Origin of the sequence: Lonsdalea populi (assembly GCF_015999465.1) — a bacterium.
GTDB classification, from domain to species: Bacteria; Pseudomonadota; Gammaproteobacteria; order Enterobacterales; family Enterobacteriaceae; genus Lonsdalea; species Lonsdalea populi.
The window spans coordinates 989,397-1,010,865 of sequence record NZ_CP065534.1 but is presented as its reverse complement, the minus strand read 5'-3'; the positions used below and the strand labels follow the sequence as shown (position 1 = coordinate 1,010,865).

Genomic DNA, 21,469 nt, shown 5'->3' with positions numbered 1-21,469 from the left:
CGTCGATACCGGAAGCGGGCACTTGTACGAGAGCAGTTGGCGTATGTCCGCTTTATCATCACGGAGGCGCAAAACGTCTGTTTAGAGCTGGAGTCAGACTGCATGAGTATAGGGCGCCTTATGACTATCAGAGGCCGACATTTCAGCACCTGCTGCAAAAAAACGCCGTCGCTATCCATGCAGGGACTGGCTAATCATATGACGCGGCAGCATAAAATCCAGCAAGGCAGGCAGCAGTGACGAAACGACACTCCCCTCAGGGGAGTCAGGCACCAGCCTGAACCCGCAGCCCCAGAGCTGGCCCAACGCAACAACCGGCTCCGCTCGCTGGTGGTCAAGCCAATATAAAAAGCGACCCACAATCTCTTGAGCGATGTTTTTAACCTCAGCGCCACCATCGATTTGACCGAACTCGCGCTGGAACGGGTGACTGCCGGGCTGCTCTCTGGATAGCGCCCCCCTTCGAACGCCTCATCATCGACGGTAAGGTGCCATGAAATAAATAGTTTCATTATTGTACGTCGAAATAAAATACCGCTGCGCCAAAGTATTATTCATTGTTTATTCAGCTAATAGGAGGAGGTAATCAAAAAGTCTACGGAATAAAAAAACGAGGTAATTAAAAATACCGAGAATTTAACGCGTGGAATAAATAAACAGAGACGCTTCCTGAAATCAATACGGCTATTTCAGGAAGCAAGAGAACGACGGATTAGTTCTTCTTCACGAACTCGGATTTCAGCTTCATCGCGCCGAAACCGTCGATTTTGCAGTCGATGTTGTGGTCGCCTTCCACCAAACGGATCCCTTTCACGCGCGTACCGATTTTAAGCGGAGTAGAACTGCCCTTCACTTTCAGATCCTTGATCACGGTGACCGTGTCGCCGTCAACCAGCAGGTTGCCATTGGCATCGCGAACGACCAGTCCCTCTTCCTGCTCCGCGGCTTCACCCGCCATTGACCAAACATGCCCGCACTCAGGACAGTTCAGCATGTCGTTGTCCTGCCAGGTGTATTCAGATTGGCATTTTGGGCAATTGGGTAGCTGTTGCATGATAAAATTCCTAAAAATAAAAAATGTATGTAAAAAACAAATAAAATCAATAGCAGTATATTTAGCTGAGCATATTTTAACGTTTTAAGGCCCCGCTGAGTAGCCATCTTTACGTAAAGGTCTTTCGGGCGACACGAAAACCGGGACCATCAACGCAGGTTGACGGTCCCGGTAAAGGGAAAAAGAAGCTGCTCGACAGGAAGTTATCGGCGTCTATGCCGAAGGTTCGACCGAACGAAACGGCTGCTATCTCGCCGAATTGCGCACATACGCTATTTAATGATCGAACCATCACGCAGGATAAACATCATATTGCCGTCCCAAAATTCGGCGATAAAGATGTCGTCTTCTTTGAGTTCATGCCTTCTGAGCTGTTTTGCCAGCCAATCCTCATCTTTTTCGATTTGTTCCAACTCTCTTCGCCGGATTTCGCCATCTTTCATGACAATCACAGAGGGCATTTCGGTGTCTTCGCAGACCACCGTCAACTGACCGCCGGGCTCGATCTGCGCATAGGTGATTTGTTGAAATGAACGAATCCCCTGCGAGTGAAGCTGTGAAGCGACATTGAGGATATCGATTTTGTTTTTCTGTCGCAGGATATTTTCCATTAGAAAACGGCCTTTTTTGACGATCGGCAAAGGATCGCCAATAGCGATAGAACGAAACAGATGAAAATGCTTGCTGATGAAATTCAGCAATGAAATAAGTCCGACGCCGATAAATAATACGATGATGTATTGGTAAAGCGGTATGCTGTCGCTATAAATAACCCCGCCGATAATCCCCCCGAGAACGAAGTTACCGATGAAATCCACCGGCGTCATTTGCGATAACTGTGTTTTACCTGAAATATTCAGGTGAGTGATAACAATGGTAAAACCAATAATGAACTTAATTAATACTAAGCAATAATATTCCATCTCTGCTCTATTCACAGCGTCTGCTGCGCCTCAGTTTTATGACCGAAGACAGTATAATAGAGAATGAGAACTTCGCCTGACCTCGGCACCGCCAGGAATTAATTCATGCCGAATAATAATCCGCCATAGCATCACGACCAGGCAGCCTATTAGCGGTACGCAATGCTGCGGTGGATGATAAAGGAGGTTCAGCTGGCGCGGCCTAGCAAAAGCGTGCCGCACGAAATGGAGAGACAAAGACATGCCAACCCGGCGAGCGGGTCGGCATGAAGCATTGCGGGTTTTAACGTTAGGCTTTCGCTTTGTAACGCTCGGCCAGGCTGTTAGCCGCGACCATCGCGTTGTAAACATCGTCTGCGGTCACTTCCATCGGCATGTTGCCCATCGTGTCGTCTTTGTGGCAGGCGATTTCCGCCACTTTACGCCATTCGGCTTCAACAAACGTTTTCAGTCCCATATCTTCCAGCGTCAACGGCAGGCCGGCCGTTTTGATGATGCGAATCACTTCATCAAACTCAGCCACCGGCGCGTTTTCCAGCACCAGTTGCGTCAGCAGGCCGAACACCACTTTTTCACCGTGCTGAGCTCTGTGCAAATCCGGCACGACGGACATCCCATTATTCACCGCATGGGCGGCCGCCAGACCACCGGATTCAGCGCCGACGCCGCTCAAATAGATGGTCGCTTCAATCGACTGTTCCAGCGCAGGCGTCGCCACCTTGTTTTTGATGGCATCCATGGCGGATTCAACATTTTCACTCAGCAGTTGATAACACAGTTTTGCCAGTTCCAGCCCCGTTCTTGACGGTTTTTTCAGCACCAGGTTGATGCCGTCCGCCTGATAACAGGCGCGAGCTTCAAAATAGGTCGCCAGCGCATCACCCACGCCCGCCGCAAAGAAACGGACCGGCGCAGAAGCAATGATAGCGGTGTCCGCAATCACCGCATCCGGGTTCTGAGGCAGGAACAGGTAACGGTCAAATTCGCCGTTTTCTTTATAGATAACGGACAGCGCGGTGCAAGGCGCATCGGTAGACGCAATAGTCGGGAACAGGATGACAGGCAGTTTCTGGTAGAACGCCACAGCTTTAGATACGTCAAGCGTTTTACCCCCGCCCACGCCGACAATAATATTCGCTTTCTGAGCGTTGACGATGTCGCCAAGGCGATTGATTTCAACGTCGGTACACTCGTAATTGAATTTCTCGGCGGTACATTTCATCCCCTTTTCAAGCAGGGGCGGAACGGCGTCATCTTTGACTTTTTGCAGAATGAATTCGTCACAAATGATTAATGCGTTATCTCCGAAATCTTTTACGAAATCGTGAAGCTGATTGAGAATACCATTGCCGATAAAGAATTTTTTAGGAGAGGTTATAGTGCGAGGCGTTTTCATTATCTGAAGCTCCTGAATCATTAAGTTTTGCCGTGCCAGTTTGATTACCCGTACGGCAACCTGGTGTCGCGATATAATAACACCGCCATTATGAAACTAAAGTAATCATTTTTATCAAACCCGTGTTGCCGCAAATCAAAAACCGGTAAAACATGAAAAACAAAACAAAAAAACGCTATAAAAGGAATAAAAATCAATGAATTTTTTCGATAAAATTACATTAGAAGTGTGTGATACCACGCTCCACACACCTAAAAACTCAATCCATTGTTTTTTAACTAAAAAACAAATTATAAAACTGAGAAAAGGACAATAAAACAACAATACCTGATGAAATGACTCGGGATTTGAATATAAAAACAGGTGCCGTTTTTTAATCTCCCCGAGTCCCCAATTAGCCTGATCCCAGGCCATAAAATTACGCTTTGACAACTATTACTCCCCGAATGAAAACATCTTTTTATTCTTAGGAAAATAAGTTTCATTTAAATCATCATTCCCCATTTTCACTCAGCCTATTTGATGATAAATACGGCATCATTTCCGACCGGTTGTTGCGACATTAAAGAAAAATAAACCGATTATCTCCCGGACAATCGGTTCAAATAATCACCGAGTGGCTCTCTAATTACTGATTCAAATAACTGCCCGATGCGATGGATTATCGGAGCGGAAATCAGTGACAGCAGCGCCGTTATCACACGAAAACGGGGGGTGTATTACCACCAGACCGGCGCAGCACTTCCCATAAGAGACCTGCCACAAGACATCGCGATTCATCGTGAAATAGAGAAGAGAAGACAAGAAAGGGGAATTAGAGGGCGAACGCCGGGCAGGCGGGCATCGCAGGTTGCCAGTCCGCGACACCCTATCGCCAACCGCCTGTCGGCAAACGGGAAGTCCACTTGCTGACCGTATATCCATTATACGGCTCGGCCAGTTACCCGGGTCACCGCCACAGCTTGGGAAAACTTAACAGCGGTGAGTGATTGACGCGCCTGTTGTTAGAATTTTTCCCAGTTATCCTCGCCCGTTTTCTTACTGCCGGTGCTCGCAGGCAGCGTTTTGGCGTTGGAGGAAGATGACGTTTTCTTCGTTAGCGTAGGCCGTAACAGCGTGTTTTCATCTGCGGGGAGTTTGAAAGAGGAGACGGCGTGAGTCAGATGATGCACCTGCTCTTCCAGCGACGCGGCTGCTGCCGCGGATTCCTGAACCAACGCCGCATTTTGCTGCGTCACGCCATCCATTTCCGTCACCGCTTGTTCTATCTGACCGATACCGCGGCTCTGCTCGTCGGACGCCGTGGCGATTTCTCCCATCAAATCGTTAATGCGCGTGATGGAGGTGATAATGGCGGACATCGCCTCTCCGGTCTTCGTGACCTGCTCCGATCCCATACGCACGCCGCTCACCGATTCGCTAATCAGCCCTTCAATCTCTTTTGCCGCCTGAGCGCTGCGCTGCGCCAGATTGCGGACCTCACCGGCCACAACAGCGAACCCCCGCCCTTGCTCTCCGGCTCTGGCCGCTTCTACCGCCGCGTTCAATGCCAGTATATTGGTCTGGAATGCAATACCGTTGATGACGCTAGTAATATCTTCGATTTTCTTCGAACTAGAGGTGATGCCCAGCATGGTCTCACCCACTTCTTTGGCCACCTTTTCCCCCTCCTGCGCCGCTTTCACCGCGTCCTGAGTCAGGCTAGTCGCCTGATACACGTTCGCCGTATTCTGTTTGACGGTCGCGCCCAGCTCTTCCATGCTCGCCGCCGTTTGCGCCAGCGCGGACGCCTGCTGTTCTGTGCGGGAAGACAGGTCGATGTTGCCCGCCGCAATTTCCTGGGACGCGTGAGCGACGGTATAGCTCGAGTTGCGCACCTGCCCGATAATCTGCACCAGTGAGAGACGCATCTGCTCCATGGAGCGCATCAGATCGCCAATCTCGCCTTTCAGATGCACATTCACCGAGGTTTCCAGATGACCGCGGGCAATCTGACTGCAGTGATCTTTGGCAATACCCAGTTGATCCAGAACAAAGCGTTTCAGCAGGAAAATCATCCCGGCGATGATAGCGATAAACACCACAGCGGAGATAACAATCAGGGCCATTGAGAAGGTGAAGTTACTCTGCGCATCCTGATTCAGCTGTTTGGCATATTGCTCACGGAATTCCAGGAGTTTATCCAGTGCGATTTCGTACTGACGGTCCAGCTTTCGGACAACCGCCAGCTGCGCATAAAATGTGGGTTCGTCGTTTTTGGCAGCCGCATCCAGCAGAGGCTGCAATCCATCCTGACGATAGGCGAGATAAGTGGTGCGATACGCGTCGGCCAGCGGACCTTCCGACGGTTGCTTGGGAGCATTAAGGTAAGCCTGAAATGCCGCATCCGCTTTCGCCAGGACGGCGTTTACGCCCTCCCGCATCGTCTGGGAATTCTGACGGCCCCCTTCTTCCATATCCTCCATATATTCCATGATACGTACTCGCATGGTGCGGCTGTGATTGATGGGGTCAATGACCGACAGCACAACGCGTATTTCTTTATTCACACTATCCAGTGAATCGTTGCTGCGTATCAGCATCCAGACATTCGATATCGTACTGGCGAAAAAAATAAGTAAAAGTGTACCAAGAATAATAAAAGAGAAGCGTTTTATTGACATGATAAGTCCTATAAATGAGCAAAGTGACGATATTGCCGACATGATTACTATCGGCAGAGAAAGCGCGCAGTTAAGCTCAATTGGACTCTAAATATGACTTGGTACCGACTTTTTATCAAAAAGCCAACCAAGATCAACCTAAACACAAAAAACCATTGATTATAAATAACAAATTAACTCAGTGGGCTTCAATACGACTGTCTTTTGACATTGAATATCACGCGGAAGGCATTCGGAAAGGCATGGAAAATCGCGCCTATATTTATGCTCTGATGACAGACAGATTATCAGTCATTGCTTGATCAAAAATAAGACAGAGGAACTGATGCCAAGAAAAGTGAAACATCACCCATAATCGTGAAGAATTATTCATCCTTAACTAAGGGGATTATTCCATAAATATTCATTAAGCCACGCATTTTTCAGCACAAATACGTAGAAATGATGAACAAAGACAATATATCCGATTGGCGCGGAGCCGTACTTCAACGAACAATCAACATATCGGCAAAGTGTGATCCGATGGGTTAAAAGAGTGGGATAACGCATTGGGATGTAGAAGCTTATCGACACACTGCGTGTCGCGTGGAAAGAGGCAAGGTACATCGATAGATTGTTGTATATAGTTTACAAAATACAATTTAGTTAAACCAACAGTGAATGTAAGAGTAAAATCCTAAACTACTTCAGCCACCCGCTCCCCCCCCTCTTCAAGCTTCTCCAGCGCCTGAATATGCTTTTCTTTTTGCATTCGACCGATATTTTGCAACTTCCATTTTACCGCCTGTGAATGCTCAATCTGGTCTTCAGGCGCGAGACTCCAATCTGGTTGACCACTTTTGAAAGACATCAAAAAATCATAGTCCCGCCGCGTGAATTGTGCTTTGAAAGCAGTCACCATTAATTTGGGTATCGCATTGAGTTCTTCCAGAGAGACCGCATCGAATGTCATTCCGATAAATTCATGCGCACATAGCTCAGAAATATCTTTCCAGCGGGGATTTGGTACCTCTGATAATGGGCATGGGTGTCCCAGTAGATCAGTGATGAAACCATTAAAGATGCGGCGATCAATACCCTGCGTTTCGAGTAGCATTTTGACGTCATAAAAATCCGGGGATGCTGCCTGTCCATGGCGGCACAAAGCTTACCACCCTAAAGGTAGGCAAGAGAGACAACCTGAACGGTGGCAAAACCGGTTTCGTCCTCTACCGCGTCAACAACATCACTTTCCTCAGAAGGGTACAGCGTACCTCGCGCAACAGGAGACACCTCTATCTTTATCTGTGCCCCCTCTGAGAAGAAACCACAATGCGCATTTCATCAGGGTGATTTGTTTGCAGCACCGCCGAAATATCGGCTTGTCGTTACAGTATTTCAGCAATATGGTTCGATGCGGCGCGGACATTTGGCAATGCCTCATTCCTGCTTTCCAGCGTGATGTAAGCCAAATCGATATCAACCGATAAGCGGGGAAAATCACGAAAAAACAAGTTAATCGCCGTCCCGCCTTTTAATGCAAAACGGCGTTCTGTGGCAACAAGCGGCAATGATCGCATCAATAGCGATGTTATACACTTCCCCGGTTCGGCACTCGGTCATAGCGTGAGGCGCAATACATTCTTGATTGACGACGTCAATGCGGACCGGGGAGCCAACGCGAAAACTTAGCCGGTTCTTTCTCATTCGGAACACGTGTTCCACGACCACAAGTCAGCTTGATTTTTATCTGCCGCAGACTGGATTTCGCCAACGGCGCCGAATTGGCAAAGTTCTCATCGAGACGGCCTGAGCCAATAGCGAATTCATAGGCTGAAGATAGCTCTCGCAATAAATGTCCGGCCTGAACGTTGGCACCGCGTGCAAGCACGATATTGACCAGATCGATAATCTCCTTACGCGTCACTTCGGCGGCAATCTTATCCCCTATTATAGCAACCGCATCATGCTGCAAAATGCGGCGCACTTCCATCTGCCCTTTCTTCTTACGCGCTCCGGGGATGATTTTACCCTCCGTACTATTACGATCTTTAATTCGCTCCGACAGATAAATCTCGACCAATCTCTGAGAAATGAGGGCAGGGTTGGCTGTTTCTGGCTTTCTTAGATCTGTTTTTGCTTTTTTTCTTAACTCGGTTGCAGGGCAGAGACCTTCATTCCTGATTTGCGTCAATTCCTGCAATTCCAAACATGCCATTTCACACAAAGTTTGCAGGGCGCTTCCCGCTTTTGCCTGTGTCAGTTTGCAAGTCGCTAAGCTAATATAGCGTTCAATAAAGGTCGAGATATCCATTGCCGTAGATGTTCTTTCAGCCTGTTATTCCCGCTAGCGTCGTCGGTAAGCTAGTCCGCCGTCTCACCATTTTGCTGGCGTTAAACAAGAGCGTTTTGCCAACCTGTTTTCCTGTCGAACGCACTCCGCTATGATGACCCGCTGATTGATACGCAGGAGTCGCATTCCGACTTTAATGCGAACATGTTCAGCAGCTCGCTGCGGTACGACGGCGACACCCCACAAGAACAAAAAAATATAACTCAAAATCAATGGATTATAAAAAACCGCATGAAAACCACCGACAACCTCGATAATCACACGCCCATGATGCAGCAGTACCTTAGGCTGAAAGCAGAACATCCGGAAATCCTGTTGTTCTACCGCATGGGCGATTTTTACGAGCTGTTCTACGATGACGCTAAGCGGGCATCGCAGCTGCTGGATATTTCATTAACCAAACGCGGTGCCTCTGCGGGAGAGCCTATTCCAATGGCTGGCGTCCCCCATCATGCTGTGGAAACCTACCTGGCCCGGCTGGTGCAATTGGGTGAGTCCGTCGCCATCTGCGAACAGATCGGCGACCCCGCTTTAAGTAAAGGGCCGGTAGAACGGAAAGTCGTGCGCATCGTGACGCCGGGCACGATTAGCGACGAAGCGTTGCTTGAGGAGCGTCAGGATAACCTGCTGGCGGCTATCTGGCAGGATGGTCGCGGATTCGGTTATGCCACGCTGGACATCAGCTCAGGGCGTTTTCGACTGGCGGAACCCGCCGATGCTGGAAGCATGGCCGCCGAACTGCAGCGCACTAATCCGGCTGAGCTGCTTTACCCCGAGACGTTTGAACTGATGTCGCTTATTGAGCATCGCAACGGGCTGCGCCGCCGTCCCCTGTGGGAGTTCGAGCTGGATACAGCCCGCCAGCAGTTGAATCTGCAGTTCGGTACGCGCGACCTGACGGGCTTTGGCGTCGAACAGGCCAAGCTCGGGCTGCGCGCTGCCGGATGTCTGCTGCAATATGCCAAAGACACGCAGCGTACTACGCTGCCGCATATTCGCGGCATCACGATGGAGCGCCAGCAGGACGGCATCATCATGGATGCCGCGACGCGACGCAATCTGGAACTCACGCAAAACCTGTCCGGCGGCCCCGAAAATACGTTAGCAGCCGTGCTGGACTGTACCGTGACGCCGATGGGCAGCCGAATGCTGAAACGCTGGGTGCACATGCCGAGCCGTCACGTTCAGACGTTAACGCAACGTCAGCAGGCCATCGGAGCACTACAGGATCTGGCCGTGGAATTGCAGCCTTTTCTGCGTCAGGTCGGCGATCTGGAGCGTATTCTGGCGCGGCTGGCGCTGCGCACGGCGCGTCCGCGCGATCTGGCGAGAATGCGCCATGCTTTCCATCAACTGCCGGACATTCATGCCCTGCTGTCATCAATCGACGCTGATGCGGTTCAGCGACTTTCCAGCCAAATAGGCCAGTTCGATGAGCTGCGCGATCTCTTGGAGCGTGCGCTGGTTGCAGCGCCGCCGGTTCTGGTCCGGGACGGCGGCGTTATCGCCACCGGCTATAATGAAGAGCTGGACGAGTGGCGCAGCCTTGCCGCAGGCGCCACCGACTATCTGGACAAACTGGAAATCCGTGAACGCGAAAAGCTTGGCATCGATACGCTCAAAGTCGGTTTCAACGGCGTACACGGCTATTTCATTCAGGTTAGCCGCGGCCAGAGCCATCTGGTGCCGATGCACTATGTGCGTCGCCAAACGCTGAAAAACGCCGAACGCTACATCATCCCAGAGCTGAAAGAATACGAAGACAAAGTTCTCACCTCTAAAGGCAAGGCGCTGGCGCTGGAGAAGGCGCTTTACGATCAGTTATTCGACATGCTGCTTCCCCATTTGGAGGCGCTGCAACAAAGCGCCAGCGCGCTGGCGGAACTGGACGTCCTGACCAACCTGGCGGAGCGCGCGGACACGCTCAACTATATCTGTCCGACGTTAAGCGACCGGCCCGGTATCAAGATTACCGGCGGCCGGCACCCCGTCGTGGAACAGGTGCTGAGCGAGCCGTTTATCGCCAATCCGCTGTCACTGTCCCCGCAGCGTCGCCTGCTGATCATCACCGGTCCGAATATGGGCGGGAAAAGTACCTATATGCGTCAGGCGGCGCTTATCGTACTGATGGCCCATATCGGCAGCTATGTACCGGCGGATCAGGCCGTCATTGGCCCGGTCGACCGCATCTTTACCCGCGTCGGCGCAGCGGACGATCTGGCGTCAGGTCGCTCCACCTTCATGGTGGAAATGACCGAGACCGCCAATATTCTGCATAACGCGACGGAGCAAAGTCTGGTGCTGATGGATGAGATCGGCCGAGGGACGTCGACCTATGACGGCCTGTCTCTGGCCTGGTCGTGCGCAGAAACGCTGGCGAACAAGATTAAAGCCATGACGCTGTTCGCCACCCACTACTTCGAACTGACCAATCTGCCGGAGAAAATGGAAGGCGTCGTCAATGTTCATCTGGATGCTCTGGAGCACGGCGATACCATCGCCTTTATGCACAGCGTGCAGGATGGGGCCGCCAGCAAGAGCTACGGCCTGGCGGTGGCTGCGCTGGCCGGCGTGCCGAAAGACGTGATCAAACGCGCCCGCCAAAAACTGAAAGAGCTGGAAACGCTGTCCAATAATGCTTCAAGCAGCCATATCGACGGAGCCCAGTTAATGTTGCTGGCTCCCGAAGAGCCGTCTGCCGCAATTGAAGCGTTGGAAACCCTCGACCCCGATATGCTGACTCCGCGTCAGGCGCTTGACTGGCTCTATCAGTTGAAAAAGATGCTCTGAATCGAAGGCAAACTATCACACGGCTGTCGCAAGGCGGCCGTGACTCACGCCTATCGCATGAGTTCCACGTGACGGCGGCTTTCTACACTGCCACTCGTTCAGCGCAGAAACAAAGGAAAGGATGGGGTGATTAAATAGCCAACATCCCTATTGCCGCACGATTTGCCAGTCATCAAAAACGACTTCCAGATGATGCTGATCGTCTGACAACCAGATGGTGCCTTCCTGCAACGTGGCCTGCAGCGACATATTGCGGCGGACCAATGTGGTCAGCTGCATCAGCTGTTTATCATCCAAAAAACGCACCGTCAGATTGGGGAGCTGCGCCGCTTTATCCGCCATCGACTGCCACCAGACTCGGGCCGCGCGCTCGTTGTAGGCATACAACACCGCCTCGCGCGTCAGGCTGCACGCTTTCTTCAAACGCTTCTCGTCCGGCAATCCCAGTTCGATCCACTGCTCAATCTGCTGATCGTCACTGTGCCGCCAGATTTCGGGTTCGTTGTCCGCACACAGTCCTTTTGTGAACCGTAATGTCTCGTCGGCGTGGCAAATCCACGCCAGCAGACGCAGCATCATTCGCTGGTCGGTTTCGGAAGGATGCTGCGCTATCGTCAATGTGGCATCGTGGAAAAAATGGCGATCCATATCGGCAATATTGACTGCCGCTTTGTACACCGTTGCTTTTAACGCCATGTTTCACCTCTTGGTTTGGGCCGACAGTGTACTGGAGAACCGCCGTGCCTCACACCCCAGGTTTTGTATTAGGCCTCAGGCATAATAATGATAACCAGTAAATGCCTATGCTATAGTCGGCTGGCAGGATAGCGTTCATTTTCTTCATAGGTTTATACCTCCGGTGACGTCAATATGAAGGCTACCAGGCTGAGCTCTAAGGGAGGGTATAGTGCAACAATACGGTGAATTAGTACGTCGTCTCTATGCAGAGATCGCCAGCGGTAACCTAGGTTATCTACCCGATGCACTGGGTTGTGTATTAAAAACCCTGGACGAAATTGCCTTAAATAGCGATTTGCCGTCCTCAGTCAGGGAACAGGCGGCGTATGCCGCCGCTAACTTATTGGTGAGCGATTATGTCAATGAGTAATGAATATCAACCCATCAATTGTGATGATTACGATAATCTTGAAGCCACCTGCCAACAGCGCCTGACGTTGACGGTGGAATTGCGTAACGGTGAAGTGGTGGCCGGGAAAGCCAGCGACATCATCTCTCGCAAGCATGTCGAATATCTGCTGCTTGATGATGCGGGCCACGTCAGGGAAGTTCGGCTTGACCATATCCTCAGCTTCAGCCATCCCGAAATAGGTAAAGTCGTGGTTAGCGAACCCTGACCGAACTTTATCTCGCCAATTAAACGGACAACCTGGTTGTCCGTTTTCACATTAAAAATTCCTCATTGACGGCAAAGACGCTGGATGCCAGACGATACGCCAGGCGGCGTTTTCCGACTCGGGGCGCCCTTCACGCGTGACAAACGTCCCCATCGCCGCGATAAGCCGTTCACCGTAGAAGATTAGCGGCGTGCGCTCTCTCATCCAGGGTGCGACGCCTGACTCCTGCCACAGTTTTTTCAACTGACGCCCATGATCGCGCCCGACGATGTGAAATTTTCCCTGCGCATGAAAGCGTACCGTCACCGCTTCGTCGGGATAAGGACGGCGCACCGCGACACCCTGTGGCCCCAATGCCAGCGTTCCCAGTTCAGAGGGAAGCGCCAGCGGCGCTGACGCCGGTTCCCAGGTCAACACCGTATCTCGGACCGACGTCCACTGCGGCAAAACATATAAACCATCGCGAAAACGCCGGATCTGCCACGGCCCTAGTACCAACTGCGGTTCAGCATCCCGCCGGCTAAGCGCCACGTCTTGCCACAACCGTTGCAGCTGTTCCCGCGAAGGCATCCTCACACCTTCAGCCGCCAGCCAACGCCGTAATAACGCGGCGCGCCGCAGCGGGCCATAAGATTCAAGAGCCGTAATCGACAACCCGCCGTCGGCGCGGCGAAGCGATTGCAGCGACTCGGCCAGCAGCTCATCCAGCAGTTGCTCTTGCTCCGCACAGAGCTCGGCGCTGCGGGAGACCGCAGCCGGGAAATGCGGCCAGCGCTGCGTCAAAACGGGTAAAACCTGGCGACGAAGGAAATTACGATCAAAGCGATCGTCATTATTGCTATCGTCTTCAATCCAACTCAGGTCATGATGCGCCGCATACTCGGCAAGTTGAGCGCGGCTGAAAGCCAGCAGCGGTCGTAAATGTGTCTGTTCGCCAAATTGTGTCGCCGACGCCATCGCCGACAACCCCGCAGGACCGCTGCCGCGCTTGAGCGCCAGCAGAAAAGTTTCACTTTGATCGTTCAGATGCTGTGCCGTGAGCAGCACCTCGTTCATGTGCAAATGCTTACGGATAGCCTGATAGCGCGCCTCACGCGCTGCGGCCTCAATCCCGCCCTGCTGCGCATCCACCTGCACCGGCAGAACGCTGAAAGGAACATGCCAGTCTGAACACTGACCCGCGCAGTGCTGCGCCCAGCTATCGGCGAATGCACTGAGTCCGTGGTGGACATACGCCGCCCGCAGCGAGAATCCATACTGTTCTCTTAAGCGCACACACAGATGCAGCAGGACGGTGGAGTCCAACCCGCCGCTGTAGGCGAGCAGGTAACTGCCTCCGGACGTCACCTGGCGCGAGACCGCGTTTAACAGCACCTCATCGCTGCGAGTCGATGCGTTATCGTTCATACAATTCCAACGGCAAGTCATCTGGATCGGCAAAGAAAGTGAACCGTTGACCGGTCTCTTCATCAATACGAATGGGCTCGCAGTTTACGCCCAAGCGGGTCAGCTCGCTGACCGCTTGGGCTATATCTTCAACGGCAAAAGCCAGGTGTCTGAGTCCCTGGGCCTCGGGACGACTCACGCGCGAAGGCGCATCAGGGAAGGAGAACAGCTCAATGACGTAGTGGCCGTTCAACGCCAAATCGCCCTTCCAGGAGTCTCTGGCGGCACGATAAATCTCGTGCTGCAGGGTAAATCCCAGCAGGCCGCAGTAAAAGCGTTTGCTCCGTTCGTAGTCAGACGCAATGATGGCAATATGATGAATTCCCTGAAGTTTCAGCATAGCGACTCCCGACAAGCGCGGTGTGAGGAAAGGATAAAGGCCATCATAACAAAAAGTCCGCGGTCATTGCTGACCACGGACTTTTTCGGACGGAGAGAACAATCAGCAGTAGCCGTAGTTCATCAACCGCTGATAACGACGGTTCAACAGCTCCTGTTCGCTGAACGCATCCAGCTCGCGCAGATCGGCCAGTAGTTGAGACTTCAGCGATGCGGACATGGCGTCCACGTCGCGATGCGCTGAACCCAGCGGTTCAGGGATCACCGTGTCGATCAGGCCCAGTTCTTTCAGACGCGGGGCGATAATGCCCATCGCTTCTGCGGCCAACGGCGCCTTGTCCGCGCTTTTCCACAGGATAGAGGCGCAGCCCTCTGGGGAAATCACGGAGTAGGTGCTGAACTGCAACATATTGACCTTGTCGCCAACGCCGATTGCCAGCGCGCCACCGGAACCACCTTCGCCAATCACGGTGCAGATAATGGGCACGCTCAGCTCTGACATTTCACGCAGGTTACGGGCAATCGCTTCAGACTGGCCGCGCTCTTCCGCGCCCACGCCCGGATAAGCACCAGGGGTGTCGATGAAGGTGATGATCGGCATTTTAAAACGCTCGGCCATTTCCATCAGGCGCAGTGCTTTACGATAGCCTTCCGGCGCCGGCATACCAAAGTTACGACGAATTTTTTCTTTGGTTTCACGGCCTTTCTGATGACCGATAACCATGACGGGACGGCCATCCAGACGCGCAATGCCCCCAACGATCGCTTTATCGTCAGCGTAGGCGCGGTCGCCTGCCAGCTCATCGAAATCGGTGAAAACGCGGTTGATATAGTCAAGCGTATAAGGACGCTGAGGATGACGCGCCAGTTGAGCAACCTGCCATGCGCCCAGGTCGGCGAAGATTTTACGCGTCAATTCTACGCTTTTTTCGCGCAGACGCTTAACCTCTTCGTCCAGGTTTATATCCAATTTTTCGTCTTGACGGCTGACGGCGGTCAGAGAGTCAATTTTCGCCTCCAACTCTGCAATCGGCTGCTCAAAATCAAGAAAATTCAGACTCATAGTAATCCTATATTAGTCAAATTCCAGTTCTACCTGTTCATTACCCACTACGGTGCGCAGATCGTTCAGGAGCACGTCGGTCGGGGTCACGCGCCATGCTGCGCCGAAGCGTAGCCGAGCTCGCGCATCCTCCCTCTGGTAATAAAGATGCACCGGAATCGTCCCTGATCGATGGGGTTCCAACGACTGACGGAGACGGTTTAACAACTGGTCATCAATTTGCCTGTCAGTCAGCGAGATAGCAAGTCCACGCGCATATTTTTCCCGCGCTTCGCTGATATCCAAAATCTCGCGAGCGGTCATTTTAAGCCCACCGCTGAAATCATCAAAACTGACCTGTCCACTGACGATCAAAATACGGTCTTGCTCCAGCAAATGCTGGTATTTATCCAATGCATCGGTGAATAACATCACCTCCAGACGACCGGAGCGATCGTCCAGAGTACACAAACCGATGCGGTTGCCTCGTTTGGTCACCATAACGCGGGCGGAAAGCACCAGACCCACCGCAGTGGTGATTTTTCCCCGATCCGTTGGGCGCATATCTTTCAAACGCACGCCGGCGGCATAACGTTCGATTTCCTTCAGATATTGGTTGATGGGATGGCCGGTCAAATACAGTCCCAGCGTTTCCCGCTCACCGTCCAATACGACCTGTTCCGGCCAGGGGGCAACCGTGCTGTAGGACTGCTCGACCTGCTCATGCGTTTCCGCCAGCACGCCGAACATGTCCACCTGACCGGTAGCCTCCGCTTTGGCATGTTGTTCGGCCGATTTCATCGCATCCTGCAGTGAGTTCATCAGCGCCGCGCGATGCGGGCCAAGACGGTCGAACGCGCCGGACATGATCAACTTTTCCAGCACGCGGCGGTTGAGCTTTTTGATGTCCGCGCGCGCGCAAAGGTCGAACAGATCGCGAAAATAACCGCCCTGATTACGGGCTTCGATGATAGCCTCAATCGGCCCTTCGCCCACGCCTTTGATTGCGCCGATGCCATACACAATCTCACCGGCGTCGTTGACGTGGAAGTGGTACAGACCGCTGTTGATATCCGGCGGCAGGATTTTGAGCTCCATACGCCAGCATTCATCCACCAGTCCGACGATCTTGTCGGTGTTATCCATATCCGCCGTCATGACCGCCGCCATGAATTCCGCCGGGTAATGCGCCTTCAACCATAACGTCTGGTAAGACACCAGCGCATAGGCGGCCGAGTGCGACTTATTGAAGCCGTAACCGGCGAATTTCTCCACCAGGTCGAAGATCTTCATCGACAGTTCTCCGTCGATGCCCATCTTCTCTGAACCGGCTTTAAAAACTGAGCGTTGCTTGGCCATCTCTTCGGGCTTTTTCTTACCCATAGCGCGACGCAGCATATCCGCGCCCCCAAGCGTATAGCCGGAGAGCACCTGCGCGATCTGCATCACCTGTTCCTGATACAGGATGATACCATAGGTCGGTTCCAGCACCGGTTTCAGCGACTCGTGCTGCCACTCGATATCCGGATAAGAGATGGCCTCCCGGCCGTGTTTACGGTCGATAAAGTTATCGACCATTCCTGACTGCAACGGGCCTGGACGGAACAGGGCCACCAGCGCGATCATGTCCTCAAAGCAGTCGGGTTTCAGACGTTTGATCAAGTCCTTCATGCCACGGGATTCCAACTGGAACACCGCGGTGGTTTCCGACCGCTGCAGCATGTCGAAACTTTTCTTGTCGTCGAGCGGAATGGCGGCAATATCGACCGGCGGCAACCCGTGCTTTTCCTGGCGCGGGTTGATCATTTCCAGCGCCCAGTTGATGATGGTCAACGTGCGCAAACCAAGGAAGTCGAACTTCACCAGCCCGGCGTACTCCACATCGCTCTTGTCGAACTGGGTGACCGGGTGCTGCCCCTCCGGGTCGCAATACAGCGGCGCGAAGTCGGTAATTTTGGTCGGTGAAATCACCACGCCCCCGGCGTGTTTACCGGCGTTACGGGTAACCCCTTCGAGTTTGCGCGCCATGTCGATCAGCGCTTTGACTTCTTCATCCGCCTCATAGATTTCGCCCAGCTGCGGCTCCGCGGCGAACGCTTTTTCCAGCGTCATTCCCGGATCGGGCGGCACCAGCTTGGAGATGCGATCAACAAATCCGTAAGGATGGCCCAGCACGCGCCCCACGTCTCGGATCACCGCCTTCGCCGCCATCGTACCGAATGTGATAATCTGCGATACCGCATCGCGGCCGTACATATCCGCCACGTGGTCAATAACCAGATCGCGTTTTTCCATGCAGAAGTCGACGTCGAAGTCGGGCATGGACACACGTTCCGGGTTCAGGAATCGTTCGAACAGCAGGTCAAAGGCCAACGGATCGAGATCGGTGATTTTCAGCGCATAGGCGACAAGCGACCCGGCGCCGGAACCTCGTCCCGGCCCGACGGGCACGTCGTTATCTTTCGACCACTGGATAAATTCCATTACGATCAGAAAGTAGCCGGGGAATCCCATCTGGTTGATGACCTGCAACTCAATATCGAGACGCTCGTCATAGACCTGCCGCCGCTGGATGCGCTCTTCTTCATCGGGGAACAGGAAAGCAAGACGTTCCTCCAGTCCCTCCCGGGAACGCATGACCAAATAATCTTCCGTCGACATATCGCCGGTGGGGAACTGCGGCAGGAAATATTCACCCAGCCGTATCGTCACGTTGCAGCGCTTGGCGATTTCAACGCTGTTGGCCAGCGCTTCAGGAACGTCGGCAAACAGCCCGCACATTTCCTCTTCGCTGCGCATGTACTGCTGAGGACTGTAGTTGCGCGGCCGCTTGGGATCGTCCAGCGTGTAGCCGTCGTGGATCGCGACGCGAATTTCGTGGGCGTCGAATTCGTCGGCGTTGATGAAACGCACGTCGTTGGTCGCGACGACCGGCAGGCCGTGCTGGGTCGCCAGCGCTACCGCCGCATGCAGATAGCTTTCTTCATCCGACCGACCGGTACGAATCAGCTCCAGATAGTAACGCTGCGGGAAATGTTCCTGATAAAAAGCCAGACACTGTTCCACTAACGCGTCATTGCCACGAAGCAGGAATTTGCCGATATCACCCTGACGACCGCCGGACAGCAACAGCAGGCCTTCCTGATGTTCCACCAGCCAGTCGCGATCTATCGTCGGGCCAGCAGCGCCATAGCCGCGCTGGTAGGCGCGGGAGATCAGCAGCGTCAGATTCTGGTAGCCGGCGTTGTTCATCGCCAGAATAGTGAGGTGCGCCAGTTCGTCGGCCAGCTCCTCGCTCTGAAGATAAAAATCCGCGCCGACGATCGGCTTGACGCCAGCGCCATGCGCGCCGCCGTAAAATTTCACCAGACCGCACAGGTTGGAGTGGTCGGTGATCGCCAGCGCAGGCATGCCCATCGACGCCGCTTTTTTCACCAACGGTCCGACCTTAGCCAGCCCATCGATCATGGAATAGTCACTGTGAACACGCAGGTGAACAAAACGTGGTTCGGCCATCTCCAGATCCCAGTATTGATTAAATCGAATGTCGCCTGCGATTCATGCGTTCGCAAGCATCACATAGTCTGCCTGACGTTACGCCAGCCCCAACGCCCGCTTCACCGGAGCAAAACTGCGGCGATGAAGATGGGTTACGCCGTGCATCGCCAATTTTTCCAGATGGAAGGCGGTGGGATAGCCTTTATGCTTCGCAAAACCGTAATGCGGGAAAAGCAAATCCAGCGCTTCCATCTCACGATCCCGCGTCACCTTCGCCAGAATAGACGCGGCGCTGATCTCGGGCACCCGGCTATCGCCTTTGACGACCGCTTGTGACGGCATCGGCAAAACAGGACAGCGGTTGCCGTCGATCAACACATAGTTCGGCGTCACAGACAGCCCGGCCACGGCGCGCTGCATCGCCAGCATGGTGGCGTGCAGGATGTTCAGGCTATCGATTTCGTCCGGTTCTGCCCGGCCCAGGCTCCATGCCAGCGCTTTTTCTTTGATTTCATGATATAGCGCCTCACGCCGTTTCGCGCTGAGCTTTTTGGAATCGGCCAGACCGACGATTGGTCGAGCCGGATCGAGAATGACGGCGGCGGTCACAACAGCGCCCACCAGCGGACCCCGTCCAACTTCATCCACACCGGCAATACAGGTCGCCTGCGGATAAACGAAAACATCATTCATGATTTTGCCAACTCCAGTACCGCTTGAGCCGCCTGCTCATCGGCATCACAACGTATCTGCTGATGCAGATGTAAAAAGGTTTCTTGTAGTTCGTGGACCTGAACGCTGTCCTGCAACCAAGGCAACAGCGCCTCAGCCAGTTTGTCCGGCGTGCATTCGGTTTGCAGCAGCTCTTTTACCAGCTCACGACCGGCCAGCAGATTGGGCAATGAAACCCACGGCGTTTTGACCAGCTTGCTGGCCAGCCAGAAGGTGAACGACTTCATCCGATACCCCACCACCATCGGACACTTCGCCAGCATGCACTCCAGCGCCGCAGTTCCCGAGGCCAACAGCGCCGCATCGCTGGCGATCATCGCTTCGCGCGCTAACCCATCCAGCAGGCGGACGTTCAAATCCGGCGCGACCGCATTTTTGATCTCTTCGAACTGCTGCCGTCGCTTGGCATTGACCATCGGGACGACAATTTCCAGATCGGGACGGGCTTCGCGCAGGAGTCTGGCCGTCAGAAGGAAATCCTTGCTCAGCATGTCGACTTCCGCGCCACGGCTCCCCGGCAGTATCGCCAGACAGCAGACATCAGGAGCGATCCCCAGCGTTGACCGGGCGGCCCGTTTGTCGGGATGCAACGGCATCGCGTCGGCCATGGTGTGCCCGATGAAACGACAAGGAACGTTAAAACGATCGTAAAACGCTTTTTCAAAAGGCAAAAAGGCCAATACCAAATCTGTGGCTCGACCGATTTTGAAAACGCGTTTTTGGCGCCATGCCCATACGGAAGGGCTGACGTAATGAATGGTCTTGATCCCGCGCTGCTTCAGACGCCCTTCGAGCGTGATATTGAAGTCCGGCGCGTCGATACCGACGAAAACATCCGGCTGTAACTCGGTGAAACGCTGGGTAAGATCACGGCGAACTTTCAGCAGGCGCGGCAGGCGCTCCAGCACCTCCACGATGCCCATCACCGCCAGCTCTTCCATCTCGTACCAGGCGTCACAACCTTCGGCTTGCATACGCGGACCGGCCACGCCCACAAAGCATGCATCCGGGACGTGGTTTTTAATGGCGCGAATTAAACCGGCGCCAAGAATATCGCCGGAGGTTTCTCCGGCGACAAGGGCAATCGTCAGGGGACGGGTCATAAGCGTCAGCGAATAATGCCGCGCGTAGAGCGGGTGAAGAAGTCCAGATACGCCTGGACCGCTGGGTGGTCCGCGGCCAGCGCTTCAATCTCCGGCTTGACCTCATCCAGCGTCTTACCGCCACGGTAGATAAGCTTGTAGGCGTTGCGTATTGCATGCAACGTCGCTTTATCAAAGCCCCTGCGCTTCAGCCCTTCGATATTGATGCCGAACGGCGTGGCGTGGTTCCCCTGAGCAATCACATACGGCGGCACGTCCTGGGCAACGCCGGAGCATCCCCCTACCATGACGTGCGCACCGATGACGCAGAACTGATGCACAGCGGTCATACCGCCGATGATGGCATAATCATCGACGGAGACATGGCCGCCGAGCGTCGCGTTATTCGCCAGGATGCAGTGATTTCCCACGATACAGTCGTGGGCGATATGCGTATTGATCATCAGCAGGTTATCGCTGCCGACTTTAGTCAACCCCTCGTCCTGCGCTGTACCCCGGTGGATGGTCACGCTTTCGCGGATGCGGTTGCGATCGCCTATCTCAACGCGGGTCGGCTCACCAGCGTATTTCAGGTCCTGATTAACTTCCCCGATGGAAACGAACTGATAGATCTCGTTATCGTTTCCGATGCGGGTGACTCCGTTAACCACGACGTGCGATTTCAGCACCGTTCCCGCACCGATCTCAACCTGAGAACCGATCCAGCAGAAGGGGCCGATGTGTACGCCGGCACCGATGACGGCTCCGTCTTCAACAATCGAACTGGGATGAATAAAGGCGGTTTGATCAATCACGT

The 21,469-nt window shown here is 53.5% G+C and carries 16 protein-coding genes and 1 pseudogene; 3 read left to right on the top strand and 14 right to left on the bottom strand.

Features of this window, described 5'->3' with window-relative positions:
• Positions 1–712: 712 nt before the first annotated feature.
• The 6 genes and pseudogenes from I6N93_RS04530 to I6N93_RS04505 form a co-directional block, all read right to left on the bottom strand.
• Entirely contained in the window at positions 713–1,054 is a 342-nt protein-coding gene (locus tag I6N93_RS04530; RefSeq protein WP_085688148.1) for a zinc ribbon domain-containing protein YjdM, read from the bottom strand.
• Positions 1,055–1,326: 272 nt separating this feature from the next.
• On the bottom strand, positions 1,327–1,977 hold the full coding sequence (locus I6N93_RS04525; protein WP_085688150.1) for a DUF421 domain-containing protein: 651 nt from the start codon (positions 1,975–1,977) through the stop codon (positions 1,327–1,329).
• A gap of 289 nt (positions 1,978–2,266) precedes the next feature.
• On the bottom strand, positions 2,267–3,373 hold the full coding sequence (locus tag I6N93_RS04520; protein WP_085688152.1) for a glycerol dehydrogenase: 1,107 nt from the start codon (positions 3,371–3,373) through the stop codon (positions 2,267–2,269).
• Between the two features lie 1,004 nt (positions 3,374–4,377).
• The gene (locus I6N93_RS04515; protein ID WP_085688154.1) at positions 4,378–6,036 is read right to left on the bottom strand and encodes a methyl-accepting chemotaxis protein; all 1,659 of its coding nucleotides are present in this window, start codon (positions 6,034–6,036) and stop codon (positions 4,378–4,380) included.
• A 676-nt stretch (positions 6,037–6,712) separates the two neighbouring features.
• Positions 6,713–7,595, bottom strand: a pseudogene (locus I6N93_RS04510) (nucleotidyl transferase AbiEii/AbiGii toxin family protein).
• A 77-nt stretch (positions 7,596–7,672) separates the two neighbouring features.
• Entirely contained in the window at positions 7,673–8,329 is a 657-nt protein-coding gene (locus tag I6N93_RS04505; RefSeq protein ID WP_176222554.1) for a phage integrase central domain-containing protein, read from the bottom strand.
• Between the two features lie 270 nt (positions 8,330–8,599).
• On the opposite strand from I6N93_RS04505, the gene mutS reads away from it, so the two are divergent.
• Positions 8,600–11,158, top strand: coding sequence for a DNA mismatch repair protein MutS (mutS, locus tag I6N93_RS04500; RefSeq protein ID WP_085688233.1), 2,559 nt, complete (start codon positions 8,600–8,602; stop codon positions 11,156–11,158).
• Between the two features lie 147 nt (positions 11,159–11,305).
• Here mutS and I6N93_RS04495 read toward each other — a convergent pair whose 3' ends face one another.
• Positions 11,306–11,854, bottom strand: a complete 549-nt coding sequence (locus tag I6N93_RS04495) for a YaeQ family protein (protein WP_085688156.1) — start codon at positions 11,852–11,854, stop codon at positions 11,306–11,308.
• Between the two features lie 211 nt (positions 11,855–12,065).
• Here I6N93_RS04495 and I6N93_RS04490 point away from each other — a divergent pair, with 211 nt between their 5' ends.
• Positions 12,066–12,266 carry a YaeP family protein gene (locus I6N93_RS04490; protein ID WP_085688157.1) on the top strand — a complete coding sequence of 67 codons (201 nt, stop codon included), beginning with the start codon at positions 12,066–12,068 and terminating at the stop codon, positions 12,264–12,266.
• Positions 12,253–12,513 (top strand): Rho-binding antiterminator, encoded by a 261-nt coding sequence (gene rof / locus I6N93_RS04485; protein ID WP_085688159.1) that lies wholly within the window; start codon positions 12,253–12,255, stop codon positions 12,511–12,513. Before I6N93_RS04490 ends, rof begins: the two co-directional genes overlap by 14 nt.
• A 51-nt stretch (positions 12,514–12,564) precedes the next feature.
• Here rof and tilS read toward each other — a convergent pair whose 3' ends face one another.
• The 7 genes from tilS to lpxA all read right to left on the bottom strand — a co-directional run bounded on the left by tilS (position 12,565) and on the right by lpxA (position 21,467).
• Positions 12,565–13,920, bottom strand: coding sequence for a tRNA lysidine(34) synthetase TilS (tilS, locus tag I6N93_RS04480; RefSeq protein ID WP_232100118.1), 1,356 nt, complete (start codon positions 13,918–13,920; stop codon positions 12,565–12,567).
• The gene (locus I6N93_RS04475; RefSeq protein WP_085688163.1) at positions 13,910–14,299 is read right to left on the bottom strand and encodes a VOC family protein; all 390 of its coding nucleotides are present in this window, start codon (positions 14,297–14,299) and stop codon (positions 13,910–13,912) included. Before I6N93_RS04475 ends, tilS begins: the two co-directional genes overlap by 11 nt.
• Before the next feature lie 102 nt (positions 14,300–14,401).
• A complete protein-coding gene (gene accA, locus I6N93_RS04470) occupies positions 14,402–15,361 on the bottom strand; it encodes an acetyl-CoA carboxylase carboxyl transferase subunit alpha (RefSeq protein ID WP_085688165.1) in 960 nt (319 codons plus the stop codon).
• Positions 15,362–15,373: 12 nt separating this feature from the next.
• The gene (gene dnaE / locus I6N93_RS04465) at positions 15,374–18,856 is read right to left on the bottom strand and encodes a DNA polymerase III subunit alpha (RefSeq protein WP_085688167.1); all 3,483 of its coding nucleotides are present in this window, start codon (positions 18,854–18,856) and stop codon (positions 15,374–15,376) included.
• A 78-nt stretch (positions 18,857–18,934) separates the two neighbouring features.
• On the bottom strand, positions 18,935–19,531 hold the full coding sequence (gene rnhB / locus I6N93_RS04460) for a ribonuclease HII (protein WP_085688169.1): 597 nt from the start codon (positions 19,529–19,531) through the stop codon (positions 18,935–18,937).
• Entirely contained in the window at positions 19,528–20,673 is a 1,146-nt protein-coding gene (gene lpxB, locus I6N93_RS04455) for a lipid-A-disaccharide synthase (RefSeq protein ID WP_085688170.1), read from the bottom strand. Before lpxB ends, rnhB begins: the two co-directional genes overlap by 4 nt.
• Positions 20,674–20,678: 5 nt before the next feature.
• On the bottom strand, positions 20,679–21,467 hold the full coding sequence (lpxA, locus tag I6N93_RS04450) for an acyl-ACP--UDP-N-acetylglucosamine O-acyltransferase (protein WP_085688172.1): 789 nt from the start codon (positions 21,465–21,467) through the stop codon (positions 20,679–20,681).
• Positions 21,468–21,469: the final 2 nt, after the last annotated feature.